Source organism: Nocardia sp. NPDC050435, assembly GCF_040655395.1.
GTDB lineage: Bacteria > Actinomycetota > Actinomycetes > Mycobacteriales > Mycobacteriaceae > Nocardia.
Genome location: NZ_JBFAJW010000013.1, coordinates 1 through 21,748, shown reverse-complemented (window position 1 = coordinate 21,748; position 21,748 = coordinate 1). Strand labels below are relative to the sequence as shown.

The window sequence follows — 21,748 nt, the reverse complement described above, 5'->3', positions numbered from 1 at the left end:
GGCGTGGTCGACCGGGGATCGCGGCCTACATGGCGCCGGGCGCTACGCGAGGGGAGTCCGCTTCGGCGTAACCCGGCGATGGTGTCCAGTCCGGCCTTAGTCAGCCCGGCATGCTTGAGCTGCTGACGATCCTGTACGGAGTGTTCTCGATTGCAAACCGCGCCGGTATCGGAGTCGATCGCTACCCGCTAGGGACCAAAGAAAACCGACCAATAGGTCTTTCATGCAAATGCAATATTGCGTACCCGCAAGTAACAAGCATACTCCCTGCGTAGAGGGTGAATCTTGTTGCGAAGATTTGGTTCTCGGGCGAACGACAGGGCCATGAGGGTCGCCGTATGCAGGGTCGGGTGCGATCTCGTTCAGCTCAATGGTGAATTGGCTCTTCCGAATCCGGAGTTAGCGGGTAGACTCCGTGACGAGTTTTGCGAACATCCGACGCGCTGCGATCCAAGATCGAATAGCCGCTTTGGCGGCAGAGCTCATGCGAGATCGCTTGGCTGCTCGATGGGTAAAGAACTGGCCCTGAGCTGGCGTAACACGTCATGTTGACGTCAGCAAGGGGCAGCGTTCGTTGTCAACATCAACTGTGAACGAGAGCTTGCAAAGATGCGAACCTGCTTCACTCCCGGCAAACTTCCTGCCGCACAACGCTGGTCACGGCCGTACTCATGCGGGCGCGCGGCGCGTGAGTCGGGGGGCGCTGAGGGGATTTGCGAAGGCGGTGTCAAAAGAGAAGCAGGCGCCCGCCGAAGTAGCCGGCGAGCGCCTGTGGGTGTTGGTGGGATCGGCCGATCAGTCGATCAGCACTACCTCTCGGATCCTCTGGTTCGGTCTGCCCGAATTCTCAATGATCGCGATGGTGTTGCCGTTGGCCTTCTCTGTCTCGATAAAGTTCCAAATAGCGATGGCTCGACGTACCGCCTCGGTCACGCTGATGTGCTTAGCCTCTGCCCAGCGTCGAAGTACCGCAGCGACGTCGGCCGCCAGGTTGATCGAAAGACGTACTACACCATCGGTATTCGTGGTGCCGCCGACGTTCGACCCCTGAGCTCGATCTTGAGCTGACATGCTGCTCCTTGGTTGTTGCCCGCGTGCTACCGAGATGCGATTGAACGCCATGCGCGAGCATCTCCCAGGCCGCCCGACCGGGAGGCTGTTTCCTCCTCTGCGAAGTTTCACTTCAGGCGTCTCGGCAGCATGTTGCGTCGCTGCCCAATGCCCCTGCGCCCACCTCGGTAGCAAAACTTGGATGCGAGGCCACCCTAACGAGGGGGTGGCGTGTGTTGCAACTGAAGTGCGCACAATTCGCAGTAACGGTACGGTCACGCTACGCAATCTTTGCGTACTGGACACGCATGTTCTACGTACATCAATTCCGCACATACGTGCTAGGGTTCTCCGCTGGTGGCGGCGGAGTCGGCGCCCCAGGGCACAGGACCAACATCGTTCGGGGTCGGGGAAGCACTCATGATGAAGCGGAAAGACCTCTCGGGTGAAGCCATCACCGAGGACCTCCAGCCGGCGTCCGGCGTGGACAACGTCATCGAAAAGCTCTACGGCCGAACCTGTCCCGAGTGTGGCTTCGAGGTTCATTGCGCCTGCGCATGCCCTGAGCGGATCGAAGGAGAGTAGGGGTGGGCGATTCAAGCGAAACCGGCAATCCTGAATCGGACGAAACGATTAGTGAGCTGGGGTCGACGTCTCAGCGTGGCGACATTATCGAAGACATCGATCCTGCGACGTCGGTGCGAGCGGTTTTGGAGGACCGTAATCGACCGCTGTCCACGCATCGATTCGTCCTCGCGGCATTCTTGCTTGGTGTCGTTGCCGTGGTTGCCGTCGGTATCGGGGTGATGTTCCTAGTCCTGCCCGCCGACCGAACCAACGGAATCATCACCTTCGCTGGCATTGTTTTCAGTCCACTGGTCTCTGTTCTCGCCACCAGCTTCGCATGGTATTTCGCTAGTCAACGTCGAAACTGACCATGCTCCAACGGCAGGCAGCGTCTGTCGGTCAACCGTTCAAGAAAGGTCGCTCCGCCGCAGAAGTAGGCGGATCATTGCAGATGACAGACATTGAGTGGCAACAGCAGATCCCGGATTTCCTCTGGTGCGATCCTGAAGTCATCGGTCAAAGCTACACGTCCGCACTTGCAGGAGAAGAGATAACCGTACATCTTCCTGGAGAACCAGCGGTAGCGGATGGTGCGTATTTGACGCAGCCAGCACCCATTCTCGGCAAGGTGCACCACGAAGACCAGGCAATTTGGGGGATTCTCCGCCGAGACTCGGTTGAACCGGAGCTCGTTGCGATCGTCAGACGCATTGCGTTCACGGCAGCCGTCGCGGATCCTGATGTCGTCGGGAGGGAGATGGACAAGTGGGAGCAGCGGCTAACGTCTTGGCTGGATATCTTGACCGGCCAACATTTAACCGCTGTAGGGCATAGGCCGCCGCGGCAGTTCGAAAACCGAACTTCGATGTTCGAGCGCCGTGCTGACGGGACCGTCAAACCCCGATTCACCCCGCGAAGTTTCGGCTCGATATACAGTTTGAAACAGGGGCTGGCGACACAAGAGATACTCGGTAAAGCGTTCGAGCTGGCTGGCAGTGGGACTTCAGTTCCATTGCCATGGCTGCTCATCCGAGATGCTCGTGCATTACATCGAGTGACTCATACGCGCCGTGCTGTAATCGAATGCGGAAGTGCAGCGGAAATGGCTATCGTGAAACTTCTGAAGGCCGACAAGATCCCGATCCCATCTCTCCCTACACTGGGAAAGACCTTTTCACTATTAACGAAGCACCGCCGCGGGATCGTTTCTTCCGGCAATCGAAATGAATTTGTGAAAGTGAGAAATAGGGAAGTTCACATGACTGCCGGGAGCGGGTACGTTAGTGAAGCGGAGTCATCGCGGATTCTGGATATCGCAAGTCTGCTTGTTGAAGAAGCATTTCCGATGCCCAGCGGGTTGAAAAAATTGTGGTGAAGCTGATTACTGCGTTCATTTCGTCGTGAGTGAGCGGGAGCCCGGCCAGGTGTTCGAGTAGGCGGCGGGCGAGGACACCCAGCGGCGAGTCACATCGCCGCCGGAACCACGGCCGGCCTATCGCGCGTCAGAGCCGGTATGGACGACGATTCGATCGACCGTCAAGCACTGCTCGATGCCGGGCTGGATCCCGACGACCCCGCGGTGTGGGACGGGCAGTACTGGATCCGCGATCTTCTGATCTGCCACGGCATGTGGCTACACGGATGGTCCGGTCAATCGTGATCGCAACCAGCCAGGGCAAGTACTCGATGATCTTAGGTCCGACCAAATTCTCTCCGCCCCTTCCTCCTGAAGGCCCTTCCCCTCGCCGATGCCCTGGTTGCTCAAGGGTGGCCGCAGGCCATCGCGTAGCGACCGAGCCGCCAGGCGAGGCCCTTGAACAGTCAGGGCATCGGTAGGACACTCTCCGGCCGAGGAAGGGGTTCCCTTCCGGTACGACCGTGTACCGGATGTCGATCTTGTGCCTGATCGAAGTGGCAAAACCGTGTCACTCTGCTGGCAAACCGAGCCACAAGTTGTGACGTAGTTCCGCCACCAACGAACCACCCCCGCATCCCTCTCCTACCCGGGGCAACGCCTTCGGCGTTGCGATTGATCCCCACCCCACCCAGTCCCACATCTCATAACCACTTCGTGCTCATGAGATGTGGGACTGGGTGGGGTGGGGATCAATCAAAGATCAAGTAAGTAAGTAGGAGAGGGATGCGGGGGTGGTTGAGAAAGAAGTGGTGGTTGCGTTAGGTGGGTTGTCGGAAAGTTTGCGAGGTGGCTGGGTTGGCATATGGGTCGTCGCGCTTCGCTGCCTCCGTGGTGGTCAGTCAGGTGTGTATGCGGTGGTCTACTGATCCGCAAGTTGGCGCGTAGGCATCAATGCAAAGCGGCGTGCATCGGGCGGTAGGCCGCACGGTTGATACCTAGGCCTCAACGCTTAGCGACCCATGTCGGCAAGTGTGGGGTAGATGCTTAGATATCAACCGCGACCATGCGGAAATCGGTCACCGATCGATGGCACTTGATGCGTAGGCACCAAACGAATACGGATCCCGGCGATCCCGCAAGCTCCGTACACCGTTTCGTCTGATACGGCACCAATCTCGCGGGATAGCAGGCGGACTATCCTTTGCGGAGTAGTCCGGTGACACCGGCGAGGAGGATGACGGTGAGGATCCAGCCTAGGATGCGCAAGATAGGGATGATGAGGGTGACGAAGGTTGGGGCGGTGGAGCTAAGAGCCCAGTCGGCTTTGGTCACTCCTGTTGCGGCCGGGATCGTGCCGGCGAGGGCGTAATTGAATGGGTTGAAGCATGGATAGTCAGGGTAACGGGTGCATGACTCAGCGGCAGTGATCGGTTGAGGTGGGGGCGTGCGGGTTTCGGTGGCGTAAGCGGTTGCGGACTTGTTTGCGGCGGCCCGGTCGGTGGGGATGAAATGTTCGGTGTTGTGATCGGTAATGAAGACCCCGAGTACCAGCACTCCGGCAAGCCAGAAGGCAGTCAGAAGCGGATGATAGCCGTACCCGGCAAACAGTAGATACACCCAGCGCAATGGTTTCGCCGACCGGGGGCCGTGCCTAGTGGTTTCTCTCGCGGCGGTGAATCGAAGACGGCGCGCATCGGTGGGTTGTCCGTTGCGGTCGTATGCCGCTGCCAACGCATGCCACGGCTGAGCAGTAAACCCGCCGGAAGGATCGGTTTTCAGCCATTCCGTCGCGGCGCGGCTGTCATCGCGGATAAGCCCGTGTATATCTGTGATTTGCCATCCGGTGGCAACCAGCCGCCCAGGCGGTAGCGCGTTCGGCGGTGTCCGCAGGTCGGCAATCGTGGCCTGGATCAGGCTAATCGTCCCATCGGCGCGAACCGGTGTTAGCCTTAGCGTGGCAATATTACTGGATTCGAGGTTCAGGGCTTTGCCGTCAGGGTTGGACAGACTGGCATTTTTCAGATCGAACGGGCCGCCGACCATCGCGCTCACAGCACGGATTTCCCCAGTAGCAGTGAACTCGTTGCGAACGAACAAGGCACCAGCGATCGTTGTGCGTTCGAGGTTCAAGGCAACGCCGTCGGGCTTGGAGAGCTCGGCACCATCCAGTTCGAGTGAGCCGTTGATCTTCGCCCCAAGGGCACGGAATTCGCCAGTAACAGTGAACTTGGCGCGGGCTAGTACGGCGCCGGTGATCATTGCGCGTTCGAGGTTCAAGGCAACGCCGTCGGGGTTGGAGAGGATGGCACCGCGTAGTACGAGCGAGCCTTCGATCTTCGCCCCTAGAGCACGGATTTCGCCGATCACGCGACTATCGCGAGCGTGCACGCTGCCGGCGATAGCCGCACCGTTGAGGTCCAGGGCAATGCTGCCCGGGTTGGAGAGTTCGGCACCATCCAGTTCGAGTGAGCCGCCGATCTTTGCCCCCACAGCATGGATTTCCCCGGTGGCAGCGAACTTGAGGCCGGCGAACAGGGTGCTGGCGATAGTTACGTTCTCGATGTTCAGGGCCATGCCGTCGGGGTTGGAAAGACTAGAACCATTCAGTTCGAGCGAGCCGCCGATCTTTGCCCCCAGAACACGTACCTCCCCGATCACGACACTTCCGCGGGCGAACAAGGCACCGACGACAGTCGTGTATTCGAGGGCCAAGGCGAAGCCACTTGAGTTGGAGAGACTGGCATCATCGAGTTCGAGTGAGCCACCGATCTTTGCTGCCAGAATGCGGATCCCACCCGTGGCCGTGAACCCGTAGCGGGCGAGGAAAGCACCGGCGATAGTCACGCCGTCGAGGTTCAAAGCCACGCCGTCGGGGTTGGAAAGACTCGCAGAATCCAGTTGGAGCAAGCCGCCGATCTTCGCCCCGACAGCACGAAAACCCTCGGTGGCGCTGAACCTCTCACTGGCCAACAGGTCGCCTAGAATTGTTGCGCCATCAAGATCGATGGATGTGATATGAGAACCGCTGAGTTTCAATTCTTTCAATTTCGAACCGGTCAGATTGATGTGACACTCCACATGGCAAGCCGTGAGGTGTACAGCGTGTTCGAACGTGATGCTCTCCAGATCAACCGGACCGATGATCCGAGCGCCGTTGATCCGGATGCCGTGGGGATCGACAACAAGGTCGCGGTTGGTCAAGACTGCGCGCAGCGAAGCGGCCGGTATCTGTCGCGTGAGGCCCCACTCGTCGCCATCGGCCGGTTCCCGGGCCGGCGAGTCAGCAGCTAGCCCATCCGCCAGGTCGAGCAGCTCACCTCGCTCAGCGGCCGCTGTCAGGCGTTCCACCCACCGAACAACAGCGTCAGCTTCCGTTTGTGCAGTCACGATAGTGATCGTTCCGTACGGATCAGGTTGACGCCCCGATCTTCGAGATACTTGCCTCAACTACGTCAACTCCAAAGCCACACTAAGGGTTCGGCGAAGGCGGGGGGAAAAACGTGGAATTACGCTCCGGACGAGTTCCATGCACGAGAGGGCTGCGCAGCCTTCGGCCGCGTGGCTCTGGGTGGGCTGGCCTGCATTGTGTTCCCGCGCTCCTCACGCCTCAAGGGCGCCTGCGGCGTCGGCTGCGCCGATGGCCTACGGCCACCCTTGACCCGCGAGCCTCTGCGCGGAAAGGCAGGCCCTTAACGGGCAGGCGCAGCCTGCCCGCCTTTCCGTGCAGGCCAGCCCACCCAGAGCCAAAAGACCTACGCCGGCGGCAGTTCCAGCCATCAAATTCCCGGCCGATCGGCGCTGTCACGGGCGTGACTCGTGCCGGGCAAAAGCCCGTCCCTGAACACGGTAGTAACCGCTGCTCAGCGTGGGTTCTGATACGTCCTAGACAGATGGTCGTGAATTGTGTTGGTGTACAGCGCTTTTGATGTCCATTTCTCGTGAAGCTGCTGCTCAGGGGTGTGATCAGTCGGTAGAATTGAGCGTAGGAATCAACCTGCGGGAGGCGCTAATATGAGCACAGTCGCTGGGACAGTCGTGACTGCGATCGAATCCGTGTGGGCACATCTGCGCATCGTTCATCCCGACGTGCCCGACGTGGTGGTCGCGATGGCCGGAGGATCGGCCGGGCGCCGCGGAGTGCGACTCGGGCAATTCGGACCCGACCGGTGGCAGCGGGGTGAGGAATGGATGCCTGAGCTGTTCATCGGCGGGGAAGGATTCGCTTTCGGCGCCCGGGAAGTCCTGGCCACCTTGCTCCACGAAGCCGCCCACGGGCTGGCCCGAGCGCGCGGGATCAGCGATACCAGCCGCGCCGGCGCCTACCACAATGGCAAATACCGCCAGCTCGCCGAAGAACTCGGCCTACGCGTCGAACGTCAACCCTCCACCGGATGGTCGATCACCCACCTCGCCGACGACACCGCCGAGAAATACCGCACCCAGATCGAGAACCTCGCCGCGGCGTTGACCGCACACCGCCGTTCTGAGCACACCGGGACCGAAGACCCGGATCCCGCCGGCGAGGACGCCGAGTCGAGGGAGTCCGACGACGAGGAGCATCCTCCACGTAACGGGCGCGCCTTGACTTGCGGTTGCACGCCTCCGCGCCGGGTCCGGGCGCATCAGCGCAGTATCGACCCGGGCCCGATCCTGTGCGGGGTGTGCGAGCACCCTTTCGCGGCCTGACCCTTTGACCCGTATTGATGCGTAGGTATCAACGAAAGGTGTTGGCGCATAAGCATCAACACGCCGATTCCTGTCGGTGGCCTCGGTTACCGTTGACATGTTGATGTACCGCACGACGGGGGTCGGGCCTTGGGCGAGTCGAACACAGACGACGAGTGCTTTGCCTCGGCCATGAACGCGGCCCTGGGCCGCTACAACGAGTTCATCGACGTCCGCGACCCCGAAGTCTTCGCCACCTGGCACCACACGCCCGGCCTACGCTGCCTGGTTTGCAAGCACCCGGTCACGGCGTACAGATCGAGGTCTCACAACCCGTTTGTCCGGCATGGCAAAGGCGCAGCAGCGCAACGTAGCTCGGCCGCCGCCAGATCCGCTCACGAAACCTTTCTGCACTACCGCCTCAAATACTGGGTCCGCGACCAGCTGCGCGCCTGCGGCAGTACCGATGCTGAGGTAGAAGTCTCGATAGGGGATCGCCGTCCGGACGTTTTCGGGAACATCGCCGGTCGCGGCTACGCGGTAGAGATCCAGTGGTCACCCCTGGACTACCTCGAAGCTCGAACCCGCACCCACGAGCTGAAGGCAGCGGGCGCCGAGAACGTGCTCTGGCTGACCCGCTCATGCAATTGGGTCGAACTCCTCCCCGCGCTGGGCATCAAGAACTTCGATCCACCCCGAAACCACTACCGCGCTCACACCGGCTACCTGGCCCGGGGCCGCCGCGGCGGGCTCTACGTCACCGAGATTTCAGTACAGGACGTGCTGGCGCAGTGGGCGGCCGGCGACGTGGCGTGGGCATACCGAGATCACTACAAGGCAGGGTGGGCAACAGTGAGCGACTGGGAACAGCACACCAAACAACAGGCCGCCGTCATTGCCGACCAGAACCGCAAGCTCGAGGCCGCCACCACCCTGATCAGCGATCAGGCGCACGAACTCGAAACTGCCAAGCAGCAGAAGCAGCGGCTGGAAGACCAGCGTGACGAACTACTCGATGACAAGAGCCTCACACAACGCCGAATCGAGACTCTGCGTCAGAGTCAGGTCCAGGCATCTCGCACACATACCCGCGAGCTGGAAGCAGCGAGCAAGCGCGCTCAGGAGCTGGTAGGGCAGGGAGAGCAGCTTCAGGCCAAATACCGCGCGGCGCTTGGCCAGATCAAAATGCTCCGCGACGAACTCGCCTCCCTGAAACGCGCGCTCGCTCTGCTACGCCCCGCCGCGGTCCTTCTGGTCATCTCCTGTTTGGTGCTGGGCGTGTTCGCGTGGTTGACCTGATGTTGATGCGTATGCCTCAACCGTCAGGAAGCCACGGCTATCCGACTGTCTAGATAGGAGTCGCCATGCAGCGCAACCAATTTGGAAGTCTGTGCATCGAATGCCATCGTGGCGTAGGAGCAAACCACGGCTACATCTACGACCCGGGCGGCCGGAACATGGTCGTCTGCGACGAATGCATCTACGGCATTTACGGCCAGGTGAAGGGCTTTCTGGCGCCCATCCAGCCGGAAACTGGGACTACTGGCTAGGGAGCTAAGAAGCTAGTGAGGCGAGGGCCTCGGACCTCAGTGCCGACTGCCCGCCTTCCTGCACGGGCCAACCCACCCTGAGCAATACCCGTGTCGGTGGGCGGTTCCGGCGTTCTCAAGTTGATTCAGGGTTCGGTTTGCGCACATAGCGCTCGCTGTGGCGGCAGCTAAAGTGCGAGATTGCTGTCCATGTAGTCGCCTGGAGCATCTGCGACCTGCGCGGCGCAGACAAACCCAGCGCTCGAGACGTGATGCAGGCGTTGAACTTCCGGCAGCGGGGTGCGAGTTGAGCACGCCGGTGCTGCCGGGCACCGGAGCCGACGGGGATCCGCCGATGGTCGTGAGGTGCGACGCGAGTCGGATGGTGCCGGCGGCGGTGGGGTCGGCCAGTTGTGGCGTCGGGAGAGGTGGGCTGGGTGCGAGCGATTTGTGCTTGTGGCGGTGGAGTCGGCTGGTCGTGGTGAGGTGCGACGTGAGGCGGATGGTGCTGGCGGTGGTGAGGTCGGCTGGTCGTCGCGTCATGGGCGGTGGGCCGAATGATGTGGGCGGTCTGTGCTTGTGGCGGTGGGGTCGGCTGGGTGTGGCGAAATGGGGGTGGATCGGGTGATGCGGGTGATCGATCTCGAGACGGGCGAGGTGGTGGTGTCCGGGGTGGCGGATGAGCGGCGGTTGGCGTGGGCGTATTTGTCGCGGGTGGTGGAAGGGCCCTGTGCGGCGTTGTCGGCGTTGATCGACTCGGTGGGGGTCGTGGAGGCGGCGCGGGCCGTGCGGGAGTGTGAGTTGCCGGAGGCGTTGCGGGGCGCGACCGAGAAGCGGCGGGGGACAGACTGTGCGGAGCGGGATTTGGAGATGGTCGAGCGGGTTGGTGGACGGTTGGTGACGCCGGATGATCCGGAGTGGCCGGCCTGGCGGATGCTCGGGCTCGGTCAGTTGGCGGGCGGGCGCGATCAGGATGGGGCCGTGCCGCTGGCGCTGTGGGTGCGGGGGCCGCGATCCCTGCTCGAAGCTTGTGAGCGCGCGTTGGCGGTAGTTGGGGCGCGTAGCAGTACGCCTTACGGCGAGCAGGTGACGGCGGATATCGTGAGTGAGCTTGCGGCTCAGGCTTGGACGGTCGTGTCCGGGGCGGCCTATGGCATAGATGCGGTGGCCCATCGCGCCGCCCTGGCCACGGGCGCGCCGACCATCGCGGTGCTGGCCTGCGGCGTGGACCGGCCGTATCCGGCCGAGCACGACCGTCTCCTGTCGGCGATCGCCGAGACGGGGCTGATCATCAGTGAGTACCCGCCGGGCACTCCTGCTCGCAAACACCAGTTTCTGGCCCGCAACCGGCTCATCGCGGCTCTCGCGGACGGCGTCCTAGTCGTCGAGGCAGGGCTGCGCAGCGGGGCGCGCAATACCGTGAAATGGGCTCGGCGCCTGGGCCGCCCGGCGCTGGCCGTCCCGGGCTCGGTCAACTCGGCCTCTTCAGTCGGCTGTCACCGGATGATCCGCGACGGCGAAGCTCTGCTCGTCACCAGCTACGAGGAGGTCATCGACGAAGCGGGGCCGCTCCGTCTCTCTCTGCCCGATCCGCGCGGAGCGACGCCTGCGGAAGACGCACTGACCGGCGACGAGGCCGCGGTGTTCGCCGCGCTGCCGAAAATTGGCTCCCGCGTCCCGACCGAGTTGGCCAGAGCTACCGACCTACCGCTGCCCACCGTGCGAGCGGCCTTGAGCGCCTTGGAATTGGCCGCGCGAGTCGGCGTAGGCGAGGACGGCTGGTACCGGCTGGCCACTACCCGAAGGAGGTCTGGTCGATAGGTGCTCGGCAGAGCTACCGGTCAGATGTCCTGGATATCTTCAGGAGACCAATACGCCTTCATGGACGTGATGAGTCCCGCGTCGTTCACGGTGAAGATGTTCACGACGCGCACCCGTTTCGGCCCGCCCAATGCTTCGAGTCGAAGCTCGAATTCGAACGGAGCGGCGGCGGCATTGCCATGCGAGCCTCGGATCGGACCGCTCTGGATGACACGGATCCCGCCCGCCGCTGACGCATACCGCTGGTGCAGCACGGTCTTGTCCGACAGCGGTTCGCTGCCGACGGGGTCCTCCCAGGTGAACTCGTCGGCGAAAAGGTCCACCACCCGCTGGGGATCGTCGCCGTCGATCGCCTTCAAGTAGGCTTCCGCCGCTGTGACGGCCTTGCCGTAGTTCATTGCAGAGTCCTTCCGTTCGCCGACTTCGAGACCGTACCTTCCGGTCGGGCATAGCTGGGTGCTCGACTTGCGGGTTCTGCAAGGAAGCCGGCCGAACGACCAGCGGGGCCCCGGGTCTCCACAGAAGCGGGACCGGCAACTCGCGAGTCAGGTGCCGCGGCGAGTGTGCGCGGTCCCGAAGCGCTTAACACCGCTGGTGAGTGCTGTTGCGCAGTATGATTCGAGCGTGAATTTGTTCGGGTGGGCGCGGCGGCGCGGGGGTCGGTTGCCGGAGAAATTGCGCGAGGAACTCGGCGGGGCACGTGTGCTGGTGGAGCAGTTGGCGGGGACGCTGACATTGCGGGACTACCGGGCACCCCGGCGCTACACATCCTGGAGCAAGGAGACGATCGCCGGAGCGGTAGCGGTGACCGAGGACCGCCTGGTGGTCTGGGCGCAGGGGCGAAGCGTGCTCGACGTGCCGCGCACCGGAGCGGAGCGGGACGAGATCGAAGTACTGCTGGAGGATTCGGAGACGGTGTGTTTCGGCTTCGAGGTGGGGCGGTTCCACGAGGGTCGCTCGGGCCGGGGAGCTCCGGTTCCGGACCGAGCAGGCGAGCCGTATCGCCGAAGCGCTCAGTGTGCCCGCGTAGGTGGGACCGGCGCGGGATGCCAGGGTAAGAGGTACCGCCGCGCGGCGCGGGAACTTGCCAGCGGGCCGGGTGGCGCGCCACGGTAGTCGGTATGCACGAACTGCCAGAGGATCTGGAAGCGCTGGTCGCGGAGTACGGACGGTATCTGCGGCTCGGCCAGAACCGCTCGGCGCACACGGTGCGGGCCTACGTCGGCGACGCTCGTTCCCTGCTGGCACACCTGTGTGACCGCGCACCGGATTCGGCTGTGCGGGAACTGGATCTGGCACTGCTGCGCTCGTGGCTGGCGGCCCAGTCGGCGCGGGGCGCGGCGCGCAGCACGATGGCCCGGCGGGCGTCCTCGGCGCGCACCTTCACCGCGTGGCTGACGAAGAACGGGCACCTGGCCGTCGATCCAGGACTGCGTCTGGGCGCGCCGAAGGCGCAGCGCACCCTGCCCGCGGTGCTGGGCAAGCAGCAGGCCGTCCAGGCCATGGAGGCGGCGGAATCAGGTGCGGCACAGCAGGATCCGCTCGCGTTGCGAGACCGTCTGATCGTCGAGCTGCTCTACGCCACCGGCATCCGGGTGAGCGAACTGTGCGGGCTGGACCTGGACGATATCGATCGCGAACGCCGCTTGGTTCGCGTGCTCGGCAAAGGCAACAAGGAGCGCTCGGTACCTTTCGGCGGCCCCGCCGATCAGGCCATCGAGCGATGGCTGCGGCACGGGAGACCGGCCCTGGTGAACTCGGAGTCCGGGCGCGCGCTGCTGCTCGGCCGCCGTGGCCGCCGCCTGGATCAGCGGCAAGCCAGAGATGTAGTGCACGAAGTCGTTTCGGCGATCCCCGGCGCGCCGGACATGGGCCCGCACGGCCTGCGCCACAGCGCCGCCACCCATCTGCTGGAGGGCGGCGCCGACCTGCGGGTGGTGCAGGAATTGCTGGGCCACGCCAGCATGGCCACCACCCAGCTCTACACCCACGTGTCCATCGAACGGTTGAAGAAGGTGCACGACCAGGCCCATCCGCGGGCTTGACCGAAAGTCGGTGTTCGCGACCACGAAGCCCTATTCTGAAACGAGTTCTAGTTTTGGGAGGCTGCGTGAACGACGCCGGCGCCGTGCACACCGTGCTCGGCAAACAGGTCAGGATGCCGGTCCGGATCCGGCAGGCCCGTGCCTTCATGGCGTCCTACACGGTCGCCGCCGACGCCGCGCAGCGCGCCGTCGACTATTCGGGCCTGCAGGTCATCCGGGTGCCGGGCAACCGCGCGCTGTGCACGCTGGTCTTCGTCCAGTACGTCGACGGCGATCTCGGCCCCTATCACGAATTCGGTGTGTCGTTCATGGTCCGCCACCACACCGCGGCGGACACCGGCGGTCTGGCCGACGTCCGCGCGCTGGCCGGCGGGAAGGCGGGCGTCTTCATCCACCGGCTGCCCGTCGACGGCGAATTCACCCTGGCCGCCGGGCGCGGAATCTGGGGCTTCCCCAAGGAGATCGCCGACTTCCGGATGGACTACGAGGGCACGGTCCGCCGCGGCGCCCTGCACCACAACGGGGAACTCGTGGTCGACTTGCGGGTTCGCCCCGGTTTCGCGACCCCCGCCAAGCGCGGCGCGGGCACCTCCTTCGACGCCTATTCGCATATCGACGGCGTCACGCGCTGCACGCAGTGGGAGATGGAACCGGCCGGCATGCACGCTCGCCCGGGCGGGGCCGACCTGATCCTGGGCGAGCATCCGTGGGCGCGCGAGCTGGCCGCGCTCGGCCTGCCCAAACGCGCCTCGATGAGTTCCACCATCGCGCGACTGCGCATGACCTTCCAGGACGCCACTCCGGTGTGATCCGCAGGTGTTCGCGATCCGGCCGCTAGGGTGAAATTCCCCGGCCGGAATGCAGAGGTGAGGTGTGAATCCCGAGTCGCCCCAGGAAGCCGAGCTCGACTACCGCTTCGACCTCGCCAACGAACGCACCTTCCTGGCCTGGATGCGCACCTCGCTCGGTCTGCTCGCCGGCGGCGTCGCCGTGCACACACTGGTGCAGCCCTTCAAGACCTCCGGGTTCCGCCGCGCGCTCGCGATGAGCTGCATTCTGCTGGCGGTGATCGTGGCGGTCGGAGCGTACGGGCACTGGCGCCGGGTCGGCCTGGCCATGCGCCGGGGAGATCCGTTGCCGCGCACCGTCATGGTGCCGATCCTGTCCGCGGGCATCGCCATCATCTCGGTGCTGGCCTGTGTCGCGGTGCTGGTGCAGTGAGCGGACGCGACGCCGGGCTCGCGGCCGAGCGCACCGCGCTGGCCTGGCGCCGCACCGCCGTCTCGGCGATGGTCTGCGCCGCCCTGTTCCTCAACCACGCCGTCGGCAACGCCTGGCGGCCGGCCCAGTTCGCCCCGCTCTGCGCCGCCGCCACCCTCGCCGCGCTCGCGGTCCTCTGCTTCCATCGCAACCGCACTCTGCGCGAGCGCCGCTACGGCCACGTTCGCACCGCCACAGCTATTACCACTCTCGCGGTAATAGCTGTCGCCAGCGTCGCCTTGGGGCTCGCGGCGACCATGCCCGACCCCTGATTCGTACGCCGGGACCCACCGCGCTCGACGAACCGCCTGCGGCACAGCGAATTCCCGCGAGAAGCAGGTGGGTGATCCGCTGCTTCGTTCGCGGGAGTACGTGCGCATCCCCGAACCTTCTGCGGCTCAGCGGTTTCCCGCGGCGCTTTTTGCAGGACGAGAATCGGATAATTTCGGCTATCCTGACGCTGCCGGTCAAGCGCAACCAGTTCGTAGGATGGCGTGGCACAGATCGATCAATTGACCGAGCGGTTCAGCTCGGCACTGCGACTCGGTGGGGGCGATATCTCCGCCGCGTGCCAGGCGTGCGTGCAGATCCTGCCCGTCCAGGACGCGGCGATCCTCATCGGCGAACGCCATCTCGGCCTGTGGCCCTGGTCCGTGACCAGCGCCGACGCCGCGCGGATCGAGGGTCTCCAAGCCGTCGCGGGTGCGGGCCCCGCCGTCTACGCGTTCGCCACCGGTGTGCCGGTGCCGCTGCCTGATCTCACCACGCCCTGCCCGCGCTGGCCGGAATTCGCCGCCGCCATGACCAGGGAGTCGATTCGGGGGGCGATGGTCGCGGTGCCGCTGCGGCTGGGCATGGCGCGGCTCGGCACCCTCGATCTGTTCGACCCGGACCCCGGAATGGCCGCGCCGGAGACCATCGCGGCGGCCGGACGGATCGCGGAACTGCTCACCGCGCAGCTGGTTTCGGCGCAGGCCGAGCGCGCGTCCGGCTGGCTCACGCCCCCGCGCGGCAGCGTCCTGATCCATCAGGCGGCCGGCATGGTGATCGCGCACCTGCACGTCGACGCCGGTGAAGCCTATACGCGACTGCGGGGACTGGCTGCCCGCCACAACCTTTCGTTGTCCGAGGTCGCCGAGCGCATTATCGAGCGGCGGCTGCCGATCGCCGCCGCCTTGGACACCGAGTCGCCGAATACCTACGGCAGCTGAAGGTTTCGCCGAGCCCCCATTGGTCCATACCATGGTGAGTTGGGCAGGGTGCGGCGCAGGATCTTTGTGGCGACCACCAAAGGTTCGCCGGTACAGGGGTGTTTCGGATGTCTGACAGCGAGCTGCTGGTGTCGGCGCTGGCAAAGCTCGCACGTCTGCTCGCCGCCGAGGACACCGCCGCGGTCTTCGAGCATGTGATCAACAGTGCCACCGATCTTTTGGTGCTCACCGGCGCCTGCGTGCTGCGGGTGTGGGACGGGCTGGAATCGGCGGACGGTCACCCCGCGGCCATCACCGGCTCGGCCGATCGGCTGGTGGAGCTGGAACGTAGCCAGCTCTTCGCGGCCCGCGGCCCGGCGCTGGAGGCCATGCGCCGCGGTGAGTCCGTCACCGTCACCGAGATCGGCAAGTATCTCGACGTGTGGCCCGAGTACGCGAGTGCTGCCGAGCAGCAGGCGATTTCGTCGGTGGCCAGCATTCCGCTGCGGCAGGGCGAGGTCAGTGTCGGCGTCGTCTCGATCTATTCCGCCGATCGCCGGGAATGGTCCGTCTCGGACCTCTCCGTGGGCGAACTGCTCGCCCAGCTGACCGCCGGCCATCTCGTCACCGCGGACCGCCTCCGTGAGAAACAACAACTCGCCGACCAGCTTCAGCACGCGCTCGACGCGCGCATCGTCATCGAGCAGGCCAAGGGTGTGATCGCCAACGCGCGCAACGTCGCGCCCGACGCCGCCTACAAGTTGATCCGCGCACACGCGCGCCGCAATCGGATCAGCGTGCAGGCCGTCGCGACCGGAATCGTCGAGTTGCGTCTGCGGATCTGATCGCGCAACGGATCGTGCAAATGCGCTCGCAGGCGTCCGCCGCTCGGTAATCTGACTGATGGCGGATTTCGAAACCCCTGCCCCCGGAGCGGGATCCGTGCGCCGACGATGAGCATCCCTGCCTCCCGATGGGTCGGCTCCCACGCCGTTCTCGCAGCCATGGGGGCATCATGGTCTCGCACGTTCGTTCCACCTGTCACCGGCGCCATTCCGTTTCCCGGGCCGACGCCGCCACGCTCGCCCAGCTCATGCGCCGCACCGGCGCCGGCGACCGTGACGCTTACGCACAGCTCTACGACAGCACCCGCAACCTGGTCTTTCAGCGGGTCCTGGCCATTGTTCGCGATCCCGGTTATGCCGAGGAAACCTGTCACGAGGTCTATTTGCAGGTGTGGCGCAGCGCCGCCAGCTACGACGACCGCCGCGGATCGGTGGTGACCTGGCTGTGGACGTTGGCGCATCGCCAAGCGGTGGACCGTGTCCGCCACGAGCGGGCCGCCGTCGCCCACGACTTGGCCTGGGCGGTAGGCGATTACGGTCCGCCCGTCGACACCGTCGCCGAGGAAGTGCTGCGCCGCCACGAATACCGCAGCGTCCGCCGCGGTCTCGTCGCGCTCACCCCGCTCCAGCGCGAGTCCGTCGTCCTCGCCTACTACCACGGACTCAGCTACCCGCAGGTTGCCGCCGAACTCGGCATCGGGCTCGCCACCGTCAAATCCCGCATCCGCGCGGGCCTCGCGCAACTCGAATCGGCGCTCTCCAGCGCCGCCTGAGCTCGCACACCCGTGCTGCCCGCTGCCACACGCGCGGGTGTGCGAGCTTCTGGCGACAAGCGGATAGGCGGCCGAATTGTCGGTCGCGCTGCGATGGTGGGCGTCGTGATCTGGTTGCACGTCGGGGTTCTCGGCAGGCTGTTCCAGCGATGCGGCCATCGGGACGGTGGCGTAACTACCGTCGAGCCCGTGCTGGTCTTGCCCAGCTGGCCGCCATCATGAGCAGAGGACGCACAGGCACCCGAACACTTTCGCACGCAGCCGAACACTTCCGCACGCACCCGAATACTTCCGCACGCACCCGAACATTTTCCGCCGGATGCGTTCACCGGGTCGGCCTCGGCGTGCATTCAATCACCACGCAGACGGTGCCGCCGGGCCTGGTGACCCGGCGGAATTCGTGCAGCGCGGCCACCGGATCGGGGACGTGGTACAGCATGCGCCGGGACAACGCCCTCGTTGACGCCGCGGACGCCGGGAATGATGTCAGGGGCTGCGACCATGGCTGCGGAGGTGTCGACGCCGATCAGCGGGCCGTGGTGACCGAGTTCCGGTGGGTCGGCGATCCGCTGTGTGCAGTTTCCTTGGCACTGTGGGGGATTGGGGGCTGCCCTCTCAGCTCGATAGGGCGGTGGTGGGCTCTGCGGTCGCCGATGGTGTTCGTGCATGGTCCCGTGGCGTTGCACGAGCTACGCCGGTTTCGCAAAGGGGCGTGCGGATCAGGCGGAGCGGAGGGTGGCGATGTAGCGGCCGGCGACGAGCCGCTGGATTATGCGCACCACGGGGCCGCCGAGGCGCGTGTACCAGGTGGCGGGTTGGGAGAAGGCGATGACGACGCCGTAGACGGTGTCGTCGGTGGGGTCGTATTCCACCGCGAAGAGTTCTTCGCCTGATTCGGGGTGGCCGGGGAGGGTGCCGTAGGCGAAGCCGCGACGGTTCGGTTCGTCGAGGACGTAGACGACGCGACACGGTGCGGTGATGCCGATCGGGCCGACGCCCAGCAGGACCGTGATCGTTGTATCGACCTGGGCGGTGGGTGTGCTCGCGGACCGGAAGATGTGGGTGCCCTTCTGCATGCGGTACGCGAGGATCGCGTCACCGGCACGTTCGAAGAACGCTCGCCCCTGCCCGACGGGCCGCCGCAGCTCGAATTGGTCGTACTCCGCCGGCATAACACCGCGCGTCGCACCGAGTTCGGCGTAGGTGTAGGGCTGGTCCTGGAGCGGCTCGTTCATGTGCTGATCCTCGCAGTACGGGGTGGGAGGCGGAAGGAGCCGGTGCGGTCATGGGCGGACAGGTTTCAGCCGAATGATCGAGAGGCGAAGCAGGGCAAGCGGATCCACATACTCCCGCCTGCTGGTCGCCCCACCTGCGCGCCGCGCACCCCAGTGCAGGCAGGCGGCAGCACCGCACCCTTCGTGCCCAGCCTGCAAAATCCCGAGCACCGTGCCCCGAGTCACCCGCCGACCAACCTGCACCTCGGCCTCGACCGGTTCATATGTCGTCCGCAACCCGCCGGAGTGCTCGATCGAAACTACCGGCTTCCCCGCCACCACCCCGGCGAACACCACCTCTCCATCCCCCGCCGCCAGCACCTGCTGCCCAGGCACCCCCGCCAGATCGACCCCACGATGCCCAGGCAGCCAGTCCTGCGCGGGCTTGTCGAACCGCCGCTCGATCACCGGCCGAGGCCGCAACGGCCACCCGAACACCCCACCCGGGGCTGCCGCCGCAGGCACCACATCCCACCCTGAGCACGCTGCCAACCCAACCAAAGCCACCACCAGCAACCGAGCCGCCAGCTGACCCCGACCTCTCGAAGACCTCGGATCCGCCAGTCGCCTTCGCGCTGTCTGTTCCCGCCGAGCATCAATGCCCCATCGAGTTGCCGAAAGCCGTTGAGCGGGCTGGCACGAAATGAATAGCAGGTGCCGTCGAGTTGCCGTGAGCCAACGTGCCAGCTGGAGCTGTCGATTCGTCAGGTGTCGAAGAGCTTGAGCTTCCGGGTGGCTTCGAGCGGGCTGGTTCCACTGGGCTGCCGGCAGGTGCCGAGTCGTCAGGTGTCGCCGAGCGGTGGAGAGGTACTGCGTTGTCGGTCGGCGACCCTGGCGGCGTCGGAAAAGCGAGCTTGCCACTTTCAGCGAGCTCCCCAGGTCAGGGTGATCAGCACGCATACGGTCGGGCCATCGCAGTCGGCGGCCGCGTCGGGAGCGGTGCTCAGGGAATCGTCCTTTTCCGTGCAGGATTCAGCGTGGCTCGACGCCGGGCCGTCGCTGGTCGTAGAGCAAGGCTGGGCAGTTTGTGCCGGAATCGCCTCGGCGTTCGGGGTGCATCGAGCCGCGGGAGAAGCGGCGGTTTCGTTCGGCGGCGGGCAGATATTCGTGGCTGGGGGAGGAGACTGCGGGCAGTCAGCGTTCGGGTCCACGGGCTGTGTGGCGTCTGCCGCGAGGCATCGCGTGCCGGGGACGGCGGTCGGTGCGGGGGCATTCGTGGTGCATCGGGTGGGTTCGTGGCTCTGTTTGCGGCGTGCGCCGCCCTCCGGTGCGCAGGCGGGCGCGTTCTGCGGCTGGGAGCTGTCTCGGGAGAGGCGGAGCAGCAGGGATGTCGAACGCTGCGGCTTCGGAATGGCGTTCGTCTGCGGATCGTGGCCCGCGCCTTCCTGAACCGCAGCCGAAACTCCCGGCTGCTCCGCACGCTGCGGATCTGCGGACGACAGCACCTGTCCGAGTGACTCCAGTGCGAACCGGATCAAACCACCCACGACCGGACCGAGGCTGACCGCCACGCGCTCCAGCTCCGCTGGTGCGAATCCGAGTTCGGTTGCGACACGGGCGATTTCGATGAAGCTCTTGACCGCGTCGGTGGTGAGGGGTGCGAGGCCGGTGAGGATCGGGCCGAGTTCGGCGGCGAGACGGTGCAGGGCGGCGGTGATGTCGGGCAGTGGGGGTGGGGTCAGCAGGCGCGCGGCCGCGCCTGCCGCAAGCGGGACCGCCTCGGCGGTGACCGTGCCCAGGTCGGCGGTGAGGCGGTCGAGTTTCGCGGCGAACGGCTGCCACTCGGCGGGCGGAACGCCCACCTGCCGGGCGAGCTGATCGAGCGGTGTGACGGCCGTGGGACGCAGGCCGTGTTCGGCGGCGAGCGCCGAGAGACCGGCGGCCAGGGAGCCGAGGGCATCGGGCGGCGCCTCCGGCGCGAGCCGCTCCAGCCCGGCCTGGAGCGATTCGATCCGCCGCGGGGCCTGGCACACCGAGCCGGTGCAGGGCCCCGCGTCGGCCCGGGCCGGCGGCGCGGCGACCACGGCCGCGGCGAAGGCGAGGGGCAGGAGCATGGTGAAGGTGATCGACAATCGGTTCATGCCGTCGAGATTTCTCCGGCCGACGGGCGCGCCGTAACCCCTGCTTCGGCGAGTGTGGACAACTTCGGCGGGTGTGGATATCCGCCATTTCTCCTGGTCAGGGGATCGGGGCCGGGGCGATTTAGAGCGCGGGCCTGAACGCCGTAGACTGATCGAGCGGTCTGTGCCTGACATGGACCGACTTCGCGCGCCATCCGTGCTTGAAAACAGTGAATCGTCGGCTGGTCCCGAGCCTGCAAGGTCTGGGTCCGACGGTTCGGAGGCGCCAGGGCTGCGAATCACCGATTCGTGGCGGCAACCGGCAACGAAAGAGAGATACGAGAGCAATGGCTGTCGTAACTATGAAGCAGCTGCTCGACAGCGGCGCGCACTTCGGGCACCAGACTCGTCGGTGGAACCCGAAGATGAAGCGGTTCATCTTCACCGACCGCAACGGCATCTACATCATCGACCTGCAGCAGACGCTGACCTACATCGACAAGGCCTACGAGTTCGTCAAGGAGACCGTCGCCCACGGCGGCACCGTTCTCTTCGTCGGCACCAAGAAGCAGGCCCAGGAGTCGATCGCGGCCGAGGCGACTCGCGTCGGGATGCCCTACGTCAACCAGCGCTGGCTGGGTGGCATGCTCACCAACTTCTCCACCGTGCACAAGCGCCTGCAGCGCCTCAAGGAGCTCGAGGCCATGGAGCAGACCGGTGGCTTCGAGGGTCGCACCAAGAAGGAAATCCTCATGCTCACGCGTGAGATGAACAAGCTGGAGCGCACCCTCGGCGGTATCCGCGACATGGCCAAGGTGCCCTCGGCCATCTGGGTCGTCGACACCAACAAGGAGCACATCGCCGTCGGCGAGGCGCGCAAGCTGAACATCCCGGTCATCGCGATCCTGGATACCAACTGCGACCCCGACCTGGTCGATTACCCGATCCCGGGCAACGACGACGCGATCCGTTCCGCCGCCCTGCTGACCAAGGTCGTCGCCTCCGCGGTGGCCGAGGGCGTGCAGGCCCGCGCGGGCCAGTCCGCTTCGGACGACAAGCCGGAAGCCGGCCAGGGCGAGCCCCTCGCCGAGTGGGAGCAGGAGCTGCTCGCGCAGGCCGCCCCCGCTGCCGAGGCTCCGGCCGCCGAGGCCGCCCCGGCCGCCGCCGAGACCCCGGCCGAGGCCTGAGTCTCGTAACCAGCTGTATCAGCGGTGGTGGCCGGGGCCTGGCCACCTGGCCCGCGCTGGCCCGGAACCGCTACATTTCCAGGAGGGGCGCCCCCGATGGGGGACGAGCCCCCGGGCGAGGGGGA

24 protein-coding genes are annotated in these 21,748 nt (G+C 65.3%); 17 read left to right on the top strand and 7 right to left on the bottom strand.

The features are described 5' to 3' along the window. Positions 1–795: 795 nt before the first annotated feature. On the bottom strand, positions 796–1,071 hold the full coding sequence (locus AB0I43_RS33320) for a CopG family transcriptional regulator (protein ID WP_357433286.1): 276 nt from the start codon (positions 1,069–1,071) through the stop codon (positions 796–798). Between the two features lie 399 nt (positions 1,072–1,470). Between AB0I43_RS33320 and AB0I43_RS33315 the strand changes: the two genes are divergently transcribed. The 4 genes from AB0I43_RS33315 to AB0I43_RS33300 all read left to right on the top strand — a co-directional run bounded on the left by AB0I43_RS33315 (position 1,471) and on the right by AB0I43_RS33300 (position 3,277). Continuing rightward, positions 1,471–1,635 (top strand): hypothetical protein, encoded by a 165-nt coding sequence (locus AB0I43_RS33315; RefSeq protein WP_357433284.1) that lies wholly within the window; start codon positions 1,471–1,473, stop codon positions 1,633–1,635. A gap of 2 nt (positions 1,636–1,637) precedes the next feature. Continuing rightward, a complete protein-coding gene (locus AB0I43_RS33310; protein ID WP_357433282.1) occupies positions 1,638–1,985 on the top strand; it encodes a hypothetical protein in 348 nt (115 codons plus the stop codon). A gap of 83 nt (positions 1,986–2,068) precedes the next feature. Continuing rightward, complete coding sequence (locus tag AB0I43_RS33305; RefSeq protein ID WP_357433280.1) at positions 2,069–2,992, top strand: hypothetical protein; 924 nt, start codon at positions 2,069–2,071, stop codon at positions 2,990–2,992. A 138-nt stretch (positions 2,993–3,130) separates the two neighbouring features. Continuing rightward, positions 3,131–3,277: a hypothetical protein gene (locus AB0I43_RS33300; protein ID WP_357433278.1), complete on the top strand. Its 147-nt coding sequence runs from the start codon at positions 3,131–3,133 to the stop codon at positions 3,275–3,277. An 891-nt stretch (positions 3,278–4,168) separates the two neighbouring features. Here the strand turns inward: AB0I43_RS33300 and AB0I43_RS33295 are convergent. After that, on the bottom strand, positions 4,169–6,361 hold the full coding sequence (locus tag AB0I43_RS33295) for a hypothetical protein (protein WP_357433276.1): 2,193 nt from the start codon (positions 6,359–6,361) through the stop codon (positions 4,169–4,171). 624 nt (positions 6,362–6,985) lie between these two features. On the opposite strand from AB0I43_RS33295, the gene AB0I43_RS33290 reads away from it, so the two are divergent. The 4 genes from AB0I43_RS33290 to dprA all read left to right on the top strand — a co-directional run bounded on the left by AB0I43_RS33290 (position 6,986) and on the right by dprA (position 10,989). Beyond that, positions 6,986–7,660, top strand: a complete 675-nt coding sequence (locus AB0I43_RS33290) for a hypothetical protein (RefSeq protein ID WP_357433274.1) — start codon at positions 6,986–6,988, stop codon at positions 7,658–7,660. 129 nt (positions 7,661–7,789) lie between these two features. Next, positions 7,790–8,938 (top strand): hypothetical protein, encoded by a 1,149-nt coding sequence (locus tag AB0I43_RS33285; RefSeq protein ID WP_357433272.1) that lies wholly within the window; start codon positions 7,790–7,792, stop codon positions 8,936–8,938. Between the two features lie 65 nt (positions 8,939–9,003). Further along, positions 9,004–9,189: a hypothetical protein gene (locus AB0I43_RS33280; RefSeq protein WP_357433270.1), complete on the top strand. Its 186-nt coding sequence runs from the start codon at positions 9,004–9,006 to the stop codon at positions 9,187–9,189. Between the two features lie 606 nt (positions 9,190–9,795). Next, positions 9,796–10,989, top strand: coding sequence for a DNA-processing protein DprA (gene dprA, locus AB0I43_RS33275; protein ID WP_356980194.1), 1,194 nt, complete (start codon positions 9,796–9,798; stop codon positions 10,987–10,989). 20 nt (positions 10,990–11,009) lie between these two features. On the opposite strand, the gene AB0I43_RS33270 is transcribed toward dprA, so the two are convergent. Next, a complete protein-coding gene (locus AB0I43_RS33270; RefSeq protein WP_356980196.1) occupies positions 11,010–11,387 on the bottom strand; it encodes a nuclear transport factor 2 family protein in 378 nt (125 codons plus the stop codon). Positions 11,388–11,613: 226 nt separating this feature from the next. On the opposite strand from AB0I43_RS33270, the gene AB0I43_RS33265 reads away from it, so the two are divergent. From AB0I43_RS33265 to AB0I43_RS33230, 8 genes are all read left to right on the top strand, one after another. After that, on the top strand, positions 11,614–12,105 hold the full coding sequence (locus tag AB0I43_RS33265; RefSeq protein ID WP_356980197.1) for a hypothetical protein: 492 nt from the start codon (positions 11,614–11,616) through the stop codon (positions 12,103–12,105). Positions 12,106–12,110: 5 nt separating this feature from the next. Next, positions 12,111–13,034 carry a tyrosine recombinase XerC gene (locus tag AB0I43_RS33260; protein ID WP_356980199.1) on the top strand — a complete coding sequence of 308 codons (924 nt, stop codon included), beginning with the start codon at positions 12,111–12,113 and terminating at the stop codon, positions 13,032–13,034. 113 nt (positions 13,035–13,147) lie between these two features. Continuing rightward, positions 13,148–13,843, top strand: coding sequence for an acetoacetate decarboxylase family protein (locus AB0I43_RS33255; RefSeq protein ID WP_356980222.1), 696 nt, complete (start codon positions 13,148–13,150; stop codon positions 13,841–13,843). A 64-nt stretch (positions 13,844–13,907) separates the two neighbouring features. Further along, positions 13,908–14,255, top strand: coding sequence for a DUF202 domain-containing protein (locus tag AB0I43_RS33250; protein WP_356980200.1), 348 nt, complete (start codon positions 13,908–13,910; stop codon positions 14,253–14,255). Beyond that, entirely contained in the window at positions 14,252–14,566 is a 315-nt protein-coding gene (locus AB0I43_RS33245) for a DUF202 domain-containing protein (protein WP_356980201.1), read from the top strand. Before AB0I43_RS33250 ends, AB0I43_RS33245 begins: the two co-directional genes overlap by 4 nt. A 222-nt stretch (positions 14,567–14,788) precedes the next feature. Next, positions 14,789–15,505 carry a GAF and ANTAR domain-containing protein gene (locus AB0I43_RS33240; RefSeq protein ID WP_356980203.1) on the top strand — a complete coding sequence of 239 codons (717 nt, stop codon included), beginning with the start codon at positions 14,789–14,791 and terminating at the stop codon, positions 15,503–15,505. A gap of 107 nt (positions 15,506–15,612) precedes the next feature. Continuing rightward, a complete protein-coding gene (locus AB0I43_RS33235; protein ID WP_356980205.1) occupies positions 15,613–16,329 on the top strand; it encodes a GAF and ANTAR domain-containing protein in 717 nt (238 codons plus the stop codon). A gap of 170 nt (positions 16,330–16,499) precedes the next feature. Next, positions 16,500–17,102, top strand: a complete 603-nt coding sequence (locus AB0I43_RS33230; protein ID WP_356980206.1) for a sigma-70 family RNA polymerase sigma factor — start codon at positions 16,500–16,502, stop codon at positions 17,100–17,102. A 325-nt stretch (positions 17,103–17,427) separates the two neighbouring features. Here AB0I43_RS33230 and AB0I43_RS33225 read toward each other — a convergent pair whose 3' ends face one another. From AB0I43_RS33225 to AB0I43_RS33210, 4 genes are all read right to left on the bottom strand, one after another. Beyond that, positions 17,428–17,553 (bottom strand): methyltransferase domain-containing protein, encoded by a 126-nt coding sequence (locus AB0I43_RS33225; protein WP_356980208.1) that lies wholly within the window; start codon positions 17,551–17,553, stop codon positions 17,428–17,430. A 268-nt stretch (positions 17,554–17,821) separates the two neighbouring features. Beyond that, on the bottom strand, positions 17,822–18,337 hold the full coding sequence (locus AB0I43_RS33220; protein WP_356980209.1) for a DUF1990 domain-containing protein: 516 nt from the start codon (positions 18,335–18,337) through the stop codon (positions 17,822–17,824). A 48-nt stretch (positions 18,338–18,385) separates the two neighbouring features. After that, positions 18,386–18,868: a M23 family metallopeptidase gene (locus AB0I43_RS33215; RefSeq protein ID WP_356980224.1), complete on the bottom strand. Its 483-nt coding sequence runs from the start codon at positions 18,866–18,868 to the stop codon at positions 18,386–18,388. Positions 18,869–19,239: 371 nt separating this feature from the next. Further along, complete coding sequence (locus AB0I43_RS33210; RefSeq protein WP_357433268.1) at positions 19,240–20,457, bottom strand: hypothetical protein; 1,218 nt, start codon at positions 20,455–20,457, stop codon at positions 19,240–19,242. A 326-nt stretch (positions 20,458–20,783) separates the two neighbouring features. Between AB0I43_RS33210 and rpsB the strand changes: the two genes are divergently transcribed. Then, positions 20,784–21,623, top strand: coding sequence for a 30S ribosomal protein S2 (gene rpsB, locus AB0I43_RS33205; RefSeq protein ID WP_357433266.1), 840 nt, complete (start codon positions 20,784–20,786; stop codon positions 21,621–21,623). The last annotated feature ends 125 nt before the right edge of the window (positions 21,624–21,748 follow it).